The following is a 16,182-nucleotide window of genomic DNA, read 5'->3' on the forward strand; positions in this document are numbered from 1 at the left end:
GGTCCGACAAAATACCTTCTCCCGCCCTGGTCGCCGGTCCGCTGACCGCCCCCAAGCAGAGCCGTTTTATCTAGGCTCGACCAGCGGACAAAAAACCCGCACGCGCCTGGGCTCCTTCTACACTGTCGCGACACACCAGCGCCTGATCAGCATCCATATAAATACCCAATCGGTTCATGGCATTGGCGACCTGATTCACCGACTCCTTGGTCATGCGGATAATCGCCGCAGGCGATTCCGACGCCCGCTTGGCCAAAGACTGCGCCACCGCCACGGCCTGACCGGGTTCGCAGACCTCATCCAGCAGACCCCAGTCCAGCGCCTGTTCAGCACCGAAGCGTTCGGCCAGCAAGATGGCACGTTTGGTGCGAGCGGCACCCAGCATGTTCACCATGCGTGGAATGGCACCCCAGCCCATGTTCAGGCCCACCTTGGCTTCAGGTAGATACAGAAAGGATGACTGCGATGCCACACGCCAATCACACGCCAGCGCCAGAGCAACCGAACCACCCACGGCGGCGCCTTCAATGGCGGCAATGGTCAGCTGTGGCAGTTCTTCCCACAAACGGCACAAACGCGCACCACGCTGGGCCACATCACGGCGTTCCAGCAAACCAGCCTGTTCATCGTTCCACTTTTGCGGGTCTTTCAGATCAATCCCGGCCGAGAAAATATCCTTGGCCCCGGTCAGTACCACAGTGTGAATCTCCAGCGACAAGGCCAGATCCTGCGCCACTTGCGTCAGGGCCAGCAAAGTGTCCTGATCAATAGCATTACGGTTCACGCCGCGATCAAAGCGCACCAGCGCATGGTCGCCCGTCACCTTGACCGTCACACTGCGGCCATATTTGCGTTTCATGAATGTCTCCCCAAAGGTTCGGAAAAATCAGCTCTGTGAGCGGTGGCTCCCATCACTGCGCGACAGGCGCGTGACGTAGCGGAATTCATAAGGTGGGTAAAAGCTGACCGCCACTTCCATGACCTTGCCCGCCAGATTGCGGAAGGTACGGATAATCAGCAGCGCCGGGTCGGAGTCCTCGTAGCCCAGAAAGCGGGCAACATGCGGGGGAAAGCGCGAGGCGGAGATTTCCATCTCGATAGTTTCCACCACTTCGCCACAGTGCTCCTCCAACAGCGGATACACACCACCGGGCTGGGTGGAAATCAGGTCAGCTACCGCCTGGTATTCCTTGCGCAGATAAATATCTGTCCAGGAAATGCCGCGCTTGCTGCCCGGCACACTGCGGTAGGTTTCCACCTTCACCCAATCTGCCGGCTCACCGTCCAGCGCGGTTTCAGGCGGCTGCTTATCCACACAAACCGCCTTTTTATGCACGTGCAGATCGGTAAATTCCAGATAGCGCTGCAACTGGTCCGTGGTGTCCAGCGCCAGGCCAAATTGCGGCTTGGGATGCTGGCGTATCACGGTGGTACCGGCACGGCGACGCCGCTCGATCAAACCCAGATCGGTCAGTTTGCGTATGGCTTCACGCGCCGTGTGCCGACCTACCCCATACATCTCGCAAAGCTCCATCTCGGTGGGCAGCTTGGAGCCGACGGGGTAATGGCCCGAACGGATCAGCTCCAACAAGCGATCGCTCATGTTCTGATACAGGGTTGGCTTGGCGCTGGACTGGGATTCGGTGTTTGCCATACGGTTTTCAGCTTAAAGAGACAGGCGGCGCATCGCAGCCAGGGTGTCGCGGGTGAACTGCTCAGGGCATTCACTTTGGGGAAAATGCCCGATGCCCGGCCATTCTATATATTCCACCGGAACTTTGCCTTCTCGCAGCAAGCGTTCGACCTCTCTGGCGGACTCTGGCGGCACGGACCAATCCTCGCTGCCTTCCACGATCACCACCGGGCAGCGGATATCGTCCAGAATCTGTTCCATGCGAAAACCACCAAAAGCGCAGATATCCGCAAAGGCCACCGCCGGAATGCAACGACGGGCATCCGTCACCACTTCCAGCGCACGGGCCGGGTCGGACAAGGTGCCCATCAAGGTGCGGAAGGTCACTTCAAACCAGTCGCCCGGATTGATACGCGCCATCTCCAGAATGCGCGGGTTATAGCCGGAAGATTTCACTACGTTCACCGAAGCGCCATCGACCAGCACCAGGCCACGAATACGCTCGGGCGCCATGGCAGCGGCCTGGGCAACAATGCCCCCGCCCATGGAGTGCCCCATCAAGACCGGATTCTGGATACCTGCCGCATCCAGAAACTGCAGCAAATACTGAGCATTTTGCGGGGTGACAGTATGAGGGCCACCCAATGGCATGCCGCTCTTGCCGTGACCGGGCAAATCCAGGGCATACACCGTATAAAAGGGCGCAAAGTGATCCAGCACATATTGCCAGGACAGACTGTCCTGACTGGCGCCGTGCACCATCACCAAGGCCGGACCGGAACCGGCCAGATCGTAATAGGCGCGGATACCATCCGCGGTTGTCACATAAGGCATGCTCAGACCTCCAGCTCGCCCGTCAGGCGGGTCAGGGCGTACAACAACATCCAGTTCTGCACGCAGGCGCGCAAATCGCCTCCCACAACCAGACGGTGCTGACGCACCAAGCGGTTAAATGGAAAGCCCTGGGCCAGATCCGCAAAAGCAGCACTATCGCCTTCCAGCCAGAACGGCACCTCGCGCGGGCCTGTGCCCGCCTGCACATCCTGTTCTGACACGGCCAGCCAACTATGCTCGCCGGTGTCGGTATTGCGCAGCGCCACGCAAACATCGGCCAGGACACTATGCTGCCGTACAAAATCATCGGCGCGGGCGCGCTTGGCCCAGGCAGCCAGCACGGCAGGGTCAAACAGAGATAAAGACGTCAGCATCAGACATACCTTTGTCGAAGAAGGAACTTCTGCACTTTGCCCGAAGAGGACTGGGGCAGGGAATCCACAATAAAGATGCGTTTGGGTACTTTAAAGCCGGACAGTTTTTCCCGGCAAAACTCGCGCAGGACTTCCACATCCGGCTCACGGCCATTAGCGGGCACAATCGCGGCAACCAGCTCTTCGCCCCAATACTCGTGGGGCAGGCCAAAGGCGGCGGCCTCGCGCACATCGGTGTGGCTGGCCAGACAGTTTTCCACTTCCAGCGCGGCTACGTTCTCGCCACCTGTCTTGATCATATCTTTGCTGCGGCCCATGAAATAGGCAAAGCCTTCATCGTCCACCCGAATCAAATCGCCCGTGTGCAGCCAGCCATCGGCATCCAGCACCTGGGCAGTCAGCTCGGGCTGTCGCCAATAGCCTTTGAACACGGTCGGGCCACGCACCTGCATTTCGCCCGGCCCGCGCTGATCGGGCAGCACCTTCCCGTCGGCATCAACCAGTCGATACTGCACATGCCGCCACAGGTAACCGATGGAACCGGGATGCTCCAGAATCTCCTGCGTGTAGCGATTCTTGATGGTGGTGACACAGCTTTCCGTCATGCCAAAGCCCCAGCTGAATTCAGCATTGGGAAACACGGTTCGGATCAAGTCCTGACGCCACTGGCCCAAAGGCGCAGCCGCAGTTTGCACAAACTGGGCACCGGGCAGGGACAGCTCTTTAAACTCAGGGTGATCGGTCAAGCCTACCCACATAGCCGACAACAGGAACACATGCGTAGGCTGGTACAGACGCAGCGCGTCCATGACGGCATCGGCCTCAAAGCGTGGCACCACGTGCAAGCTGCCACCGGCATACAGAATGGGGCCATTCACCACCCCGAAGCCGCCAATGTGAAACAAGGGTGTCGCCAGCAAGGAGCGGCTGTTGGCATCAATGCCCAGCTCCATGATGTAGTTCACCGCATTGGCCGACAAATTGCCGTGTGTCAGCATGGCTCCCTTGGGGGCCGAGGTCGTACCCGAGGTGTACATGATGATGGCTACATCTTCATCCCCCACACGGCCAAAGCGGTGCTGCACCGGATCATCCGCACGGTGATCGGGCAAGGACTCAGGCAAATGCTCCAGCCACTGCACAGCACTGTTCAAACCACCTTCGGACTCGATCTGCTCGCGCAAAGGACGGTAGGCCGGGTCCACAATGCACACGGTAGGCTGGGCATCATCCAGCAAGTAACGCAGTTCGGTGGCGCCGTAACGAGTGTTCACCGGCACCAGAGAAAAACCGCCTACGGCCGTGGCATGCAGCAAGGCCAGATAATCGATGGAATTGGGCGTCATGATGGCCACCCGATCCCCCGGCTGTACGCCCAAACCTTTCAAGTAAGCCGACAAGGCGCGCGCACGAGCGCAGAACTGGCCAAAGGACAAGGCCTGGCGCTCGTCCGAAACCGCTACCTTGTCGGGGTAGCGCTCGGCATTGAACATGGCGACCTGGTAAATATTAGGCATGATGCGAAGCCTCTGCGGCGTGGCCCAGATAGGCTGCTGCAATTTGTGGGTTATTCATGATGTCTTTGCTGTCGCCCGCCAGACTCAAGCGCCCGGTTTCCAGCACAACGGCGTGATTCGACAACTTCAGCGCCAGGCGAGCGTTTTGCTCCACCAGCACAATCGTGGTGCCATCCTGGCTGATCTGACGAATCGCGCGCGCCACTTCCAAGGTGACCGCCGGGGCCAACCCCAGAGAGGGTTCATCCAGCAAGAGCAGGCGAGGCCGGGACATCAAGGCACGGCCAATCGCGCACATTTGCTGCTCGCCGCCCGAGAGATGACGCCCCTGGCTTTGCTCGCGCTCCAGCAGGCGCGGAAAGTAGCCATAAATTCGCTCCAGATCCACCGTAATGTCGACCTGATCGCGACGCAGATACGCCCCCATCAAGAGGTTCTCGCGTACCGTCAGTTCCGGGAACAGGCGACGGCCTTCAGGAGACAGGGCAATACCCAGATTCACACGGCGTTCTGCACTCAAGTTCTGGATAGGCTGGCCTTCCAGCAGGATTTCTCCCCCAGCAACCGGCACCAGACCGCTAATGGCTTTCATCAGGGTCGATTTCCCCGCTCCATTGGCTCCGATCACGGCGCACACACTGGCTTCTTCCACCGCAAAACTGACCTTGTCCAAGGCCCGTACTGCGCCATAGGACACGCTCAAGTCCTTGATTTCCAGCATGGGCGCAGGCTTGCCGACCTTGGCAGCTCCCTGACCACTCGTAGAGACCGAAGCCGAGTGTCCCGTCCCGTTTTGCGCAGCGCGGACCTCCACGGCTGGTTCCAGACCAGGTTCCTTATCCAGATCCGCACCCAGATAGGCTTCAATCACCCGCGGGTCCTGACGCACTTGTGCGGTCGGGCCTTCGGCCAGCAAACGACCGTTAACCAGCACCACCAGCTTTTGGCACAGGCGCATCACCAGGCCCATATCGTGCTCGACCACCACCACATCAATGCCACTGGCGTGGATGCGTTCAATCAGGTCGGCCATAGCCACGGTTTCCACCGGGTTCAGGCCAGCAGCGGGCTCATCCATTAAAAGAAGGCGGGGCATGGCTGTCAGGGCCATACCCACACCCAAAATCTTCTGTAAGCCATAGGCCAGCGAATCGGCCTGCTCATCGGCTACAGACTCCAGGCCAATCAAGGCCAAGGCTTGTTCTGCCTGTCGCGCGGCCTCTTCGCGGCCACGACGCACACCCCAAGGGTTGAACAGCGACCAGGGCGAAGGAAACTGACGGAACAGAGCCGCGCGATACAGGTTTTCAAATACCGTGTGGCCTGCAAATACATGTGTCATCTGGAAGGTACGCACCAGACCCTGGCGCGCCAAGGACGCGGCCGGGCGACCCGTAATCGCGGCACCATCCATGGTGACAGCACCCGCGCTGGGCTTGGTCGTACCGGCAATCAGATTGAACAGCGTGGTTTTACCGGCGCCGTTGGGGCCGATCACGCCGGTAATCTGACCGGGAGCCGTGCTGAAGGACACCTCGTCCACCGCGCGGATCCCACCAAAATGTCGGCTAAGACCCTGAACACTCAATTGCACGCTCATGCTGCCTCCTTGCGGGCACCGCGCCACTTACGCCACAGACCCGCCAAACCTTGCGGCATGAACAAGAGCAGCAAAATCAAAGTCAGGCCATAGATCAGGCGCTGATACTGCTGCAAGTCGCGCAGCAACTCGGGCAGGGGGATCAGGATTGCGGCCCCCACCACGGCACCAGCCAGGGCACCCACACCACCCAGCACATTCATGATGACGGCATTCACCGCTGTCCAGAAACCGAAGGAATCAGGCGAGATATAGCCTTGGTAGTGGGCATACAAGCTGCCTGTCCAGCCGGCAATCAGGGCGCTAAGGACAAACACACTGACCCGAAAGCGCAGCACATTCAAACCACCGGAACGCACCAATTGCTCGTTCTGATGCAGGGAGTCCGCCACCATGCCCCATTCGCGGCGGTACAGGGCCCGCAGCACGAAATACACCACTAAAGCAAAGCTGACCGTCACCAGATAAACGCCGTAACGCCCTTCAGGAATCGGCAAGCTGGCTTGCAGGGCCGGAATCTGGCCAAAGCCGTTATTACCGCCAAACAGTTCGTGGAACTCGATAAAGCACAGCACCACGGCTTCGCCCAGGGCGAAGGTCAAGAGTGCGAAATGCACACCCTTGATACGCATAAAAATAGGGCCGGTGATCACAGCTAATGCTGCCGTCAGCACTCCGGCGCCCAAAAACGCGGCTGGAAAGGACCAGCCATAATCTCGACTCAAAATGGCCGAGGCATACGCCCCCAGCCCGAACAAGGCACCATGCGCCAGCGAGAGCTGGCCGATGCGCAAAACCAGATTCATGCTCATGGCCAGGCAGGCGTACAAGGACACCATGATGGCCAGATGTAGGGCAAAACGAGGCTGTCCGGCCCACACGGGCCAGCCCAGCAGCACCGCGACCACAACGGCATGCCAGACCCATTGCAGGGCGCCATCACGCGGATAGAAAGAAGCAGTTTTGATCGCGCTCATGACGATTTCCCCATCAAACCGCTGGGTTTGACCAGCAACACGGCCATCACGATCAGGAAGGACAACATGGTGGCCACGGTCGCGTTATAGAAGGTGGACGCCACGGCCTCGGTAACACTCAGAATCAGGGCGGCAACCACCGCACCGGGCAAGCTGCCCAGACCACCCAGAACCACAATAATGAAGGCTTTCACCACCACGGCTTCGCCCATATAGGGGTGCACGGTGTAAACCGGCGCCATCAGGGCACCCGACAAACCGGCCAGGCCGCAGCTCAAGGCAAAGGTGAAGGCCATGATCTTCCAGGAACTGACGCCTTGCAGACGTGCCACTTCCCGGTCCTGCGCCACCGCACGTATCGTCATGCCGATACGGGTACGCTCGATCAGAAAATAGAAGGCGGCCAGCGCCAGCACACTCATGCCTACGATCAGCAATTGATCCTTGGCGAAAAAGGCTTGGCCAATTTGCCAGGCACCTTCCACCGGACGGCGTACCGATTGCTCGTCCACCGAGAACAGCAGCGAGATCCCCGCCTGCAAGGTAATCGCCAAAGCCAGGGACATGATCATGCCGCCCATCTCGTCGCCCACAAAGCGACGGAACAGGCCGCGTTCAGCCAGTAAGCCCAGAAATCCCACCAGCACGGCAGCGGCCGCGATAGAGGGTAGGTAGGGCCAGCCAAACTGACCATAAAACACATACATGGCGTAAGCGCCCAGCATGTAGAACTCGCCGTGAGCGAAGTTCACCACCCGCAAGATGCCAAACACCAGCGTGAAACCCAGGGCAACCAGGGCATACACGAACGTGGACATCAGGGCGATGATGGCGATTTGCATTGCGATCTGCATAATTGCTAACCGTATCAAGGTGCACTCCACCGCCGTGGCGGAGTGCGTACTGAAACAAAACCGGTAATTAGCGGGCGTCGAACTTGTTGATGACCTTGGCCTTGCCGCCCTCGATCACACCCAGGTAGGCCGGGGTGGCGATCTGGTGGTTCACGCCATAGACATCCTTGCCGCCCCACACAATCGCGCCTTGAATACCGTCAAAGCTGCTATTGGCTTCAATGCGGGCACGCACGGCATCGGTATCGTCCACGGTGCCAGCTTCGTTAATGGCCTTGAACAGCAGGCGGGTGGCATCGTAGAAGTAGAAAACGAAGTCATCCATGCTGTTGCTGTGGACCTTGGCGTAAGCCTGGCTCAGCTTCTGGTACGGTTCGCTGGACGGATCGGCCGACAAATACACCAAGGTTCCTTCCGCATTGTCCGCACCGGCAGACTTCACGGTTTCAGCCACGTTATTGCCGCCAAACTTGGTGAACTGGCCTTTGAAGCCCATTTCACGTGCCTGACGTATCACGATCCCGGCCGGGCCAGGTGGCACGGTGTCCAGCTCGATGAAGTCCACATTCTTGGCCAGAATGCTGGTCAGCAAGGTGCGGAAATCGTTTTGCGAGCGCTCGAAGAACTTGGTTTCAGCCACGTCGTAACCGGCGTCCTTGTATGCAGCGGTCTGGATCTTTTGCGTGCTCCAGCCGGTGGCATCGTTAGGCGACAGGATCGCCAGACGCTTCAGCTCGGGGCGTTCCTGCTTCAACCAGCCGATCAGCTGACGGTTGTATTCGTACTGCGTAGGCAGCACGCGGAACATGTATTGCGTATTCGCATCCAGCACTTCGGTCGAGTAGCTGTTGGACAGCATGATGACCTTGTTGCGCTCGGTAATCGGCTTCATGGCCATGACCGAAGCCGAGCCAATCGGGCCGATGATGTATTTCACTTCATCCTGATCGATCAGACGGTTGGTGGCGGTTACTGCATCCGCTGCCTTGTAGTGGTCGTCGTAGGTCAGCACTTCAACCTTGTACTTCTTGTCGCCCACTTCCAGGCCGCCGGCCTGATTGATTTCATCCACGGCGATTTTCACGCCACCATCAATAGCCAGACCCCAGGGCGCGCCTGGACCTGTCATGCCTCCTACCACACCCAGCTTGAGCGTTTGAGCCTGCGCGCCCAGCGCGGCCACCATCCCTGCTGCTGCCAGTACACCCCGTATCCCGTTTTTCATGGACCTGCTCCTATTAATTGACCGGACATAATTGTTGTTTGATACGAACAATATAATAAGGAGCCGATACTTGTCTATGGAAATATGGATTGACAATGACCTTATAACCAGCACCCACAGGGGAATACGCCTAAATTTAAGGGAAAACACCGACGCAGTCTGTCGGTTTATTTGTACGGACGTTAATCTATATATTTATATAAAAAAATCATGGCCTGGGCATGTATTCCGCTAAATAGTGGGGTTGAAACCACCTGCTCCCAGACACCAAAAAAAGCCGCTTTCCATAACAGAAAGCGGCCCCGAGGTCCGGCTACTCCTACCACTCATTCATAAAGACACGGTCTGCATGTATTGATCAAAGCGTGCTTCCGCGAAGCGGAACCACAGCAGCTCATCCTTTTGGAACGCACGGTAATCCGAATAAATCGTACGCCATTGCGGATTGCTTGCATTCAGCTCGGCATACAGTTCCTCACTCGCCTTGAATGAGGCATCCAGCACTTCCTTGGAGAAAGGCAAGACTTTGGCTCCCTGACCGACCAGTTCTTTCAGGGCACCTGGGTTACGGGCATCGTATTTCGCCTGCATATCCAGATGCGCATACGTGCTGGCTGCCGAGACAATATCTTTGTAGTGCTGCGACAAACCGTCATACGCTTTCTTGTTGACCAGCAGATCCAGCCCTACTGAACCTTCCCACCATCCTGGGTAATAGTAATAGGGCGCGACCTTGTGAAAGCCCAGTCGCAAATCGTCATAGGGTCCCACCCACTCGGCGGCATCAATAACGCCTTTTTCCAGTGCCTGATACACCTCGCCACCGGCGATATTTTGCGGAATGCCACCCAGCTTCTCGATGACTTTACCGGGCAAACCACCAATCCGAATCTTCAGGCCCCGTATATCTTCCGGGGTATTGATCTGCTTGCGAAACCAGCCGCCCATCTGCACACCGCTGTTGCCACAGGGGAAGTTGACGATGTTGTAGTTGGCATAAAAGTCGCGCGTCAGCTTCAAGCCATTGCCGTGGTACATCCAGGCCGTCAGCTGGCGAGAGTTCATGCCAAATGGAATGGCACAGCTCAAGGCAAACGCCTCATTCTTGCCAAAGAAATAGTAAGGCGCCGTGTGAGCCGCTTCCACCGAGTTCTGTTCCAGCGCATCGACTACACCCATGGCCGGCATCAACTCCCCACCCGCATGCACGGAGATATTGAACTTGTCATCGCTAAGCTCACGCACTTTCTGCGCAAAGACTTCCCCACCGCCATAAATCGTATCCAGGTGCTTGGGGAAGCTGGATGCCAGTCGCCAGCGCAAATTCTCTTGCGCCTTGACGACCGCAGGGGCCATGCCACTGGCCACAATGCCGGCCAGGCCGGTCAGTTTTAGCATTGCTCGTCGTTCCACGCTTGTGTCTCCTCGTTTTATTTATGCAAAGTCAGCAGCTTGCCCCCAACGGATCAAGCTGCTTGCGGGACGGATCAATCAAACATATCGGGCTGGGTGCGCAACAGGTTTTCCCAGATCGGCTGAAAGTGCAGCCAGCCAATGTATTCGCTCCCTACGTGCTCACGGCTGTAACGGGCACGTTCGGGGGTCACCAATGTGGGCGTCATGCCGGTTGCAGCAATCATCAATTGCTGTTGGCAGCAGCGTTCCAGCGCAATGAACCAGAAGGCGGCGGCTTCAATGCTGTGACGGCTGGCCGTCAGCAAGCCATGGTTCTGGTGGATGGCCGCCTTGACGCCAGCAAAGGCATTAGCCACTTTGTGACCAGCCTTGGTTTCCACGGCAACCTGACCCGCTTCTTCGCGAATGACAACATGGTCTTCAAAAAAGGCGGCGGCATCCTGCGTAATAGGCAGGATTTCCTGGCCCAGTGAGGCAAACGCAGTGCCATAAACCGTATGGGCATGGCACATGGCAACGATGTCGGGATGTGCTTCGTGAACCGCAGCATGCAGGACAAAGCCGGCACGGTTCACCGCGTAATCGCCTTCCACCACTTTGCCTTCGTGGTCCGCCAGAATCAGGTTCGAGACCTTCACATCGGCAAAGTGCACGGCCATGGGATTGGTCCAGTACAGGCTGGGATGCTCGGGGTCGCGAATGGTCAGATGGCCTGCAAAACCATAGTCCAGACCATGCAGGGCAAAGGCACGGCAGGCGGCCACCAGGCGCTGCTTCAAATGCGTGCGCGCTTCTTCAAAAGACTCAAACTGGGGCTCTTCGGGATAGATCAGGCCCTGCTGCTCGGGCTGATAAATCGACTTTCGGCCCGTCATGGCCAAAATTTCTTTGATATCGGGTTTAGCGTTCATGGGAAGGTCTCCTTCGGGTTCGGCAAGATGTTGCGTTGCCCGCACGCCAGCCCATCCAGCGCAGCGTACGGGTGAAACGTAAAACCATGGTAGAGGTCGAAAACCATGAATGACAAACGAAGCTTTTTCAGCTATTGATTAAAAATATTCACCTGTTTAAGGCACCCTCATGCGAGCCATCCCTAATTTCGCCTGGCTACGAGCCTTTGAATCGGCCGCCCGGCTGGAGAGTTTCAGCCTGGCGGCCGATGAGCTGCACCTGACTCCTTCCGCGATCAGCCATCAGGTCAAAAGCCTGGAGACTCATCTGGGACGCAGCCTGTTCGTCCGTCACAACCGGCGTGTCAGCTTGAACAGCCAAGGCCAGGAGTTCTATCGAGAACTGACTCCCTTGCTGGACAAGCTGGCCCGGCTTTGCGAGGACACACAGGGCGAGAGCGGGGGTACGCACGCCTTGACCGTGCATTGCGCTCCCAGCCTGGCGGTGAAATGGCTGGGGCCCCGTCTACATGCTTTCATGCGGGATCATCCCGGCTTGGCCATCCATTTGCGCACGGATGCCACGCCGCCCGATCTGCACCAGTCCACCGACATTGACTGCGTGATCAGCTACGGACATGCCCCCAGCCACGACCCTAGGCTGGTGGTGGAGTCGCTGCATCCTGAACCCCTGTTGCCTTTATGCTCGCCCAAACTCTATGCCAGTCTGGCTCTGCATCAGCCCTGGTACCTGCATTTGCCCTTGATCGACTCCACCATCAGCCCGGTCAGTTGGGCTGACTGGTTTGGCAGCAATGGTATGGCCGCCGCCCCCGGGCCGCGTCTGTCCTTTGACCGCGGTGCCATGGCAGTTGCAGCAGCGGTGGATCAGTTGGGTGTCTGCCTGGAAACACAGCGCTTTGCCGAACGCGAACTGGACAATCGAGAACTAATCGTCTTGCCCGCGCCCAATGGTCGCAGCCTGCAACGCGAGATGCATTTTCTCTACTACCGCAATCACCGCGACACGCTCAAACGCGTGGAACACCTGCGTGAATGGCTGCTGCGCGAGGCCAGCCTGACCCCGATGCGCTAAGCAAAATTTCCGTCCTAGGGATTTCCCCCGACCTGCCAATTTTTCCTTGACACCTCGAATATCGCCCCACAATACTGAACTCTGTATACAGAACACAGAACTCACAAAAAGGAGGCAGTATGAAGGTGTTTTATGACAAGGACGGCGATCTGGCCCTGGTGCAGCAACGCCGGGTTGCCATCATCGGCTACGGCTCTCAAGGCCATGCTCACGCATTGAATCTGCGTGATTCTGGCGTGGAAGTGGTCGTGGGTTTGCGCCCCAACAGTGCCTCGCGTCAAAAGGCCGCCATTGCCCGTCTGGCTGTGGCAGACATCGCGTCTGCCGTTCAACAAGCCGACATCGTGATGATGCTGCTGCCTGACGAGGACATTGCCCGCGTCTACGAGCAGGAAGTCGCCCCCCATATCCGCCCCGGCGCCACGCTGGGCTTTGCCCACGGTTTCAACATCCATTACGGCCAGATCCAGCCCCGCGACGATCTGGACGTCATCATGGTCGCCCCCAAGGCGCCCGGCCACACGGTGCGCTCCACCTATGTGGAGGGCGGCGGTGTCCCCCACCTGATTGCCATTCACGCCGACCGTTCCGGCCAGGCTCGTGACTTGGCCTTGTCCTACGCCATCGCCAATGGCGGCGGGCGCTCCGGCGTTATCGAAACCGATTTTCGTGAAGAAACCGAAACGGATTTGTTTGGCGAACAGGCGGTGCTCTGTGGCGGCATGGTGGATCTGGTCAAGTGCGGCTTCGAAACCTTGGTCGAGGCGGGCTATGCCGAAGAAATGGCCTATTTCGAATGCCTGCATGAACTGAAGCTGATTGTGGATCTGCTGTACGAGGGTGGCATCGCCAACCTGAACTACAGCATCTCCAACAATGCCGAGTTTGGCGAATACCAGGCCGGTCCACGCATCGTGACCGAAGACACACGCCAGGCCATGAAAGCCTTGCTGCGCGACATCCAGGACGGCACCTATGCCAAGAATTTCATCCTGGAAAGCCGTGCCGGCCAACCTTCCTTGAATGCCCATCGACGCCTGAACCAGCGCCACCGCCTTGAAATCGTCGGCGAGCAGCTGCGCGCCATGATGCCCTGGATCAGCGCCCAGGCGCTGGTCGACCGAAAAGTAGCCTGACCCTTTCCACCATTGATCTGTACACGAGGACGACATGACCGAAAAGAAACTGATTCCCTACGGCGGCTATTACACCAACCGCATTCCTGATCACGACCCTGAATTGACCGAAGTTGGCCCTGGCACGCCCATGGGCGAGTACATGCGCCGCTTCTGGCATCCCGTCTGCATGGCTGCGGAACTGACCGACACCCCGCGTTTCCTGAAAATCCTAGGTGAAGAACTGGTCGCCTTTCGCGACAAAAGCGGTCAGATCGGCCTGCTGCACGCCCATTGCGCCCACCGTGGCGCTTCTCTGGAGTACGGTGCCATCCAGGAAAAGGGCATTATGTGCTGCTATCACGGCATGGTGTTCGACGTAGACGGAACCTGTCTGCATGTCCCTTACCCCAAAGGCGAAGAGGCCGAGGGCGAAAAATACGCCTGCTCCATCCGCCAGGGTGCTTACAAGGCCTTCGAGCGCCATGGCCTGATTTTTGCCTATATGGGCCCACCCGATGCCGAACCTCCTTTCCCAGAATGGGAGGAAAACTTCACCGTCATGCCCGGTGATGAACTGGTGGCTTTCAGCAACTTCCAGCACTGCAACTGGCTGCAAGTACAGGACAACGCCGCTGACAACTTCCACCCCACCGCACTGCACGCTGCCAAGAACGTGGTAGGCGGCAACTACCAGGGCACCACGTTTGATGAGGTGGGCGCGGCCTCCATGGAAGTAGCCCCCGACATGCAGTTCATCCCGGTACACAATGGCCGCAGCCTGGCCTGCGCGGGTGCCCGTCGTGCCAGCAAGGACAATCTGTTTATCCGTGTTCAGCACCAGGTCCTGCCCAATCTGAGCCTGCATGCCTACACGTCCGAAGACGGTGCCCAGCAAAAGTTTTTCAGCCGCTTTCACATCGTGCGCTGGACCGTTCCCGTGGACGACCAGAACAGCAAGATGATTGGCTGGCGCGTCATGGGCCCTGGCATTGATACACGCGGAGTGGGTAACAAGGAGATGGTGGGCTACGAGACCATCGACTTTCTGGAAGGGCAGGTTGCGATGCGCCGTCCCGAGCGCTTTGGACAGTACAAGCTGGAAGATCTGCCACCCATCCCGTCCGACCATCGTGCCCGCCACAACTACAAGGAATGCCAGCAGGCACCAGGCGATTACGAGGCCATCATCAGCCAACGCCCGATTGCGGTCCATGCTCTGGAGAACCCGACCAAGTTCGACGCCGGGCTGTACATATTCCGCAAGATGTTGCGCGATGCCTTGCGTGGCTCCAACCCTGCCGCGACCCCCGAAGGCTTTGCCCAATGGCTGAAAGATTGTGGTGGCGCCCCCAACAGCTATTGCTCGGGCAATGTCCTGGCGATTCCCGAGTCCGAGGATTTGGCCCAGGAAGTCGCACGCCGCCGACATGCCACGCGCGAAATCGTGCGCATCCTGACCTCGGCCGACAATCTGAAAGGCTCGGAGCGCGAGGCTTTCGTCAAACAGAGCATGCAGGAACTTCAACAATCGCTCAGCGCTGTCGCTGCTGAATCCTGATCGCCTGCCGCACCCGCTCCAAAGGGGCGGGTGCCCCATACGGAGAGCGCCATGAACGCCATTGCAGAACCCGCCACTCCCGTCCAGGCGGCTACCAACCCGGACGGGCTGCTGTCACTGCGGATCCGGCAAATCCGCTACGAAGCACAAGGCATCAATTCTTATGAACTCAGCTGTCCTCAGGGTGGCGAGTTGCCCGCCTTCGAGGCCGGTGCCCATATAGACGTACATATTCAACCCGGCCTGATCCGCCAATACTCGCTGTGCAACCCGCCTCATGAGCGTCATCGTTACGTCATTGCTGTCCTGCGCGATGCCAATGGACGAGGCGGCTCACGCACCTTGCACGACGCCTTGCAGGTCCAGCAGCAAGTGACAGTCAGCACGCCTCGAAATCATTTTCGACTGGACCCGAATGCACGCCGTTCCATTCTGTTAGCCGGGGGTATAGGTATCACGCCCATCAAGGCGATGGCCCACTTTCTGGAGTCTCAGGGTCAGCCCTTTGAATTGCACTATTGCACTCGCAGCCACGACACGGCCGCCTTTGGCTCCGAACTGCTCACATGGCAAGAACAAGGCCGCCTGCATCTGCATCTGGACAACGGCAACCCCGCACAAGGTCTGAATCTGCAGGATCTGCTGGCCAATGCAGTTGAAGGGACTCACGTGTATTACTGCGGCCCAGCCGGCTTCATGCAAGCCTGTGCGCAGGCCAGCTCGCACTGGCCTGCCGGTTCCGTGCATTGCGAACACTTCAAGGCGCCTGAACCTGCCCCTAATGCCAATACCCTGCCTCCCGGTGCCTTCATGGCGCAGATTGCCAGTACCGGCCAATGCATTGAGGTTGCTCCCGATCAATCCCTGAGCGATGCCTTGACGCAAGCCGGTGTGCCTATTGCCACCTCCTGCGTATCGGGCCTGTGTGGCACATGCCGCGTCAACTACCTGCAAGGGGATGTTGATCACCAGGACTACATCCTCAGCCCCGACGAGCAAAGCCATTGCCTGACCGCTTGCGTTTCGCGCGCACGCTCGGGCGTACTGGTTCTGGACCTGTAAAGCCATCTCCTGGTCCTGGCTCCCGCCA

Annotated in this window: 15 protein-coding genes; 4 read left to right on the top strand and 11 right to left on the bottom strand. The window is 58.4% G+C overall.

The window, feature by feature from the left end; all coding sequences use genetic code 11:
- Window positions 1–70: 70 nt before the first annotated feature.
- The 11 genes from D0C27_RS12600 to D0C27_RS12650 form a co-directional block, all read right to left on the bottom strand.
- On the bottom strand, window positions 71–859 hold the full coding sequence (locus tag D0C27_RS12600; protein WP_021447154.1) for an enoyl-CoA hydratase/isomerase family protein: 789 nt from the start codon (window positions 857–859) through the stop codon (window positions 71–73).
- Window positions 860–886: 27 nt separating this feature from the next.
- Window positions 887–1,654, bottom strand: coding sequence for a GntR family transcriptional regulator (locus D0C27_RS12605; protein ID WP_009461466.1), 768 nt, complete (start codon window positions 1,652–1,654; stop codon window positions 887–889).
- 12 nt (window positions 1,655–1,666) lie between these two features.
- Window positions 1,667–2,467: an alpha/beta fold hydrolase gene (locus tag D0C27_RS12610; protein ID WP_137431105.1), complete on the bottom strand. Its 801-nt coding sequence runs from the start codon at window positions 2,465–2,467 to the stop codon at window positions 1,667–1,669.
- A gap of 2 nt (window positions 2,468–2,469) precedes the next feature.
- Window positions 2,470–2,841: a hypothetical protein gene (locus tag D0C27_RS12615; RefSeq protein ID WP_021447155.1), complete on the bottom strand. Its 372-nt coding sequence runs from the start codon at window positions 2,839–2,841 to the stop codon at window positions 2,470–2,472.
- Window positions 2,841–4,358 (bottom strand): class I adenylate-forming enzyme family protein, encoded by a 1,518-nt coding sequence (locus tag D0C27_RS12620; protein ID WP_137431106.1) that lies wholly within the window; start codon window positions 4,356–4,358, stop codon window positions 2,841–2,843. Before D0C27_RS12620 ends, D0C27_RS12615 begins: the two co-directional genes overlap by 1 nt.
- Window positions 4,351–5,958 carry an ATP-binding cassette domain-containing protein gene (locus D0C27_RS12625; RefSeq protein ID WP_137431107.1) on the bottom strand — a complete coding sequence of 536 codons (1,608 nt, stop codon included), beginning with the start codon at window positions 5,956–5,958 and terminating at the stop codon, window positions 4,351–4,353. Before D0C27_RS12625 ends, D0C27_RS12620 begins: the two co-directional genes overlap by 8 nt.
- A complete protein-coding gene (locus D0C27_RS12630) occupies window positions 5,955–6,935 on the bottom strand; it encodes a branched-chain amino acid ABC transporter permease (RefSeq protein WP_021447157.1) in 981 nt (326 codons plus the stop codon). Before D0C27_RS12630 ends, D0C27_RS12625 begins: the two co-directional genes overlap by 4 nt.
- Complete coding sequence (locus tag D0C27_RS12635; RefSeq protein WP_021447158.1) at window positions 6,932–7,777, bottom strand: branched-chain amino acid ABC transporter permease; 846 nt, start codon at window positions 7,775–7,777, stop codon at window positions 6,932–6,934. The genes D0C27_RS12630 and D0C27_RS12635 overlap by 4 nt, the downstream gene beginning before the upstream one ends.
- A 79-nt stretch (window positions 7,778–7,856) precedes the next feature.
- A complete protein-coding gene (locus tag D0C27_RS12640; RefSeq protein WP_009461449.1) occupies window positions 7,857–9,014 on the bottom strand; it encodes an ABC transporter substrate-binding protein in 1,158 nt (385 codons plus the stop codon).
- Window positions 9,015–9,344: 330 nt separating this feature from the next.
- Window positions 9,345–10,427, bottom strand: a complete 1,083-nt coding sequence (locus tag D0C27_RS12645) for a TRAP transporter substrate-binding protein (RefSeq protein WP_170978579.1) — start codon at window positions 10,425–10,427, stop codon at window positions 9,345–9,347.
- A gap of 74 nt (window positions 10,428–10,501) precedes the next feature.
- Window positions 10,502–11,341, bottom strand: a complete 840-nt coding sequence (locus D0C27_RS12650) for a class II aldolase/adducin family protein (protein WP_137431108.1) — start codon at window positions 11,339–11,341, stop codon at window positions 10,502–10,504.
- A 169-nt stretch (window positions 11,342–11,510) separates the two neighbouring features.
- Here D0C27_RS12650 and D0C27_RS12655 point away from each other — a divergent pair, with 169 nt between their 5' ends.
- The 4 genes from D0C27_RS12655 to D0C27_RS12670 all read left to right on the top strand — a co-directional run bounded on the left by D0C27_RS12655 (window position 11,511) and on the right by D0C27_RS12670 (window position 16,154).
- Complete coding sequence (locus tag D0C27_RS12655) at window positions 11,511–12,416, top strand: LysR substrate-binding domain-containing protein (protein ID WP_137431109.1); 906 nt, start codon at window positions 11,511–11,513, stop codon at window positions 12,414–12,416.
- 74 nt (window positions 12,417–12,490) lie between these two features.
- Window positions 12,491–13,552 carry a ketol-acid reductoisomerase gene (gene ilvC, locus D0C27_RS12660; RefSeq protein WP_223254111.1) on the top strand — a complete coding sequence of 354 codons (1,062 nt, stop codon included), beginning with the start codon at window positions 12,491–12,493 and terminating at the stop codon, window positions 13,550–13,552.
- 34 nt (window positions 13,553–13,586) lie between these two features.
- On the top strand, window positions 13,587–15,092 hold the full coding sequence (locus D0C27_RS12665) for a Rieske 2Fe-2S domain-containing protein (RefSeq protein ID WP_137431110.1): 1,506 nt from the start codon (window positions 13,587–13,589) through the stop codon (window positions 15,090–15,092).
- 51 nt (window positions 15,093–15,143) lie between these two features.
- Window positions 15,144–16,154 carry a PDR/VanB family oxidoreductase gene (locus D0C27_RS12670; RefSeq protein WP_137431111.1) on the top strand — a complete coding sequence of 337 codons (1,011 nt, stop codon included), beginning with the start codon at window positions 15,144–15,146 and terminating at the stop codon, window positions 16,152–16,154.
- The last annotated feature ends 28 nt before the right edge of the window (window positions 16,155–16,182 follow it).

This window comes from Alcaligenes faecalis (assembly GCF_005311025.1).
GTDB classification, from domain to species: domain Bacteria; phylum Pseudomonadota; class Gammaproteobacteria; order Burkholderiales; family Burkholderiaceae_B; genus Alcaligenes; species Alcaligenes phenolicus.

Excerpts from the sequence above, each read along its gene's own strand:
- D0C27_RS12600 (WP_021447154.1), bottom strand. The coding sequence starts at position 859 with ATGAAACGCAAATATGGCCGCAGTGTGACGGTCAAGGTGACGGGCGAC.
- D0C27_RS12605 (WP_009461466.1), bottom strand. The coding sequence starts at position 1,654 with ATGGCAAACACCGAATCCCAGTCCAGCGCCAAGCCAACCCTGTATCAG.
- D0C27_RS12610 (WP_137431105.1), bottom strand. The coding sequence starts at position 2,467 with ATGCCTTATGTGACAACCGCGGATGGTATCCGCGCCTATTACGATCTG.
- D0C27_RS12615 (WP_021447155.1), bottom strand. The coding sequence starts at position 2,841 with ATGCTGACGTCTTTATCTCTGTTTGACCCTGCCGTGCTGGCTGCCTGG.
- D0C27_RS12620 (WP_137431106.1), bottom strand. The coding sequence starts at position 4,358 with ATGCCTAATATTTACCAGGTCGCCATGTTCAATGCCGAGCGCTACCCC.
- D0C27_RS12625 (WP_137431107.1), bottom strand. The coding sequence starts at position 5,958 with ATGAGCGTGCAATTGAGTGTTCAGGGTCTTAGCCGACATTTTGGTGGG.
- D0C27_RS12630 (WP_021447157.1), bottom strand. The coding sequence starts at position 6,935 with ATGAGCGCGATCAAAACTGCTTCTTTCTATCCGCGTGATGGCGCCCTG.
- D0C27_RS12635 (WP_021447158.1), bottom strand. The coding sequence starts at position 7,777 with ATGCAAATCGCCATCATCGCCCTGATGTCCACGTTCGTGTATGCCCTG.
- D0C27_RS12640 (WP_009461449.1), bottom strand. The coding sequence starts at position 9,014 with ATGAAAAACGGGATACGGGGTGTACTGGCAGCAGCAGGGATGGTGGCC.
- D0C27_RS12650 (WP_137431108.1), bottom strand. The coding sequence starts at position 11,341 with ATGAACGCTAAACCCGATATCAAAGAAATTTTGGCCATGACGGGCCGA.
- D0C27_RS12655 (WP_137431109.1), top strand. The coding sequence starts at position 11,511 with ATGCGAGCCATCCCTAATTTCGCCTGGCTACGAGCCTTTGAATCGGCC.
- D0C27_RS12665 (WP_137431110.1), top strand. The coding sequence starts at position 13,587 with ATGACCGAAAAGAAACTGATTCCCTACGGCGGCTATTACACCAACCGC.
- D0C27_RS12670 (WP_137431111.1), top strand. The coding sequence starts at position 15,144 with ATGAACGCCATTGCAGAACCCGCCACTCCCGTCCAGGCGGCTACCAAC.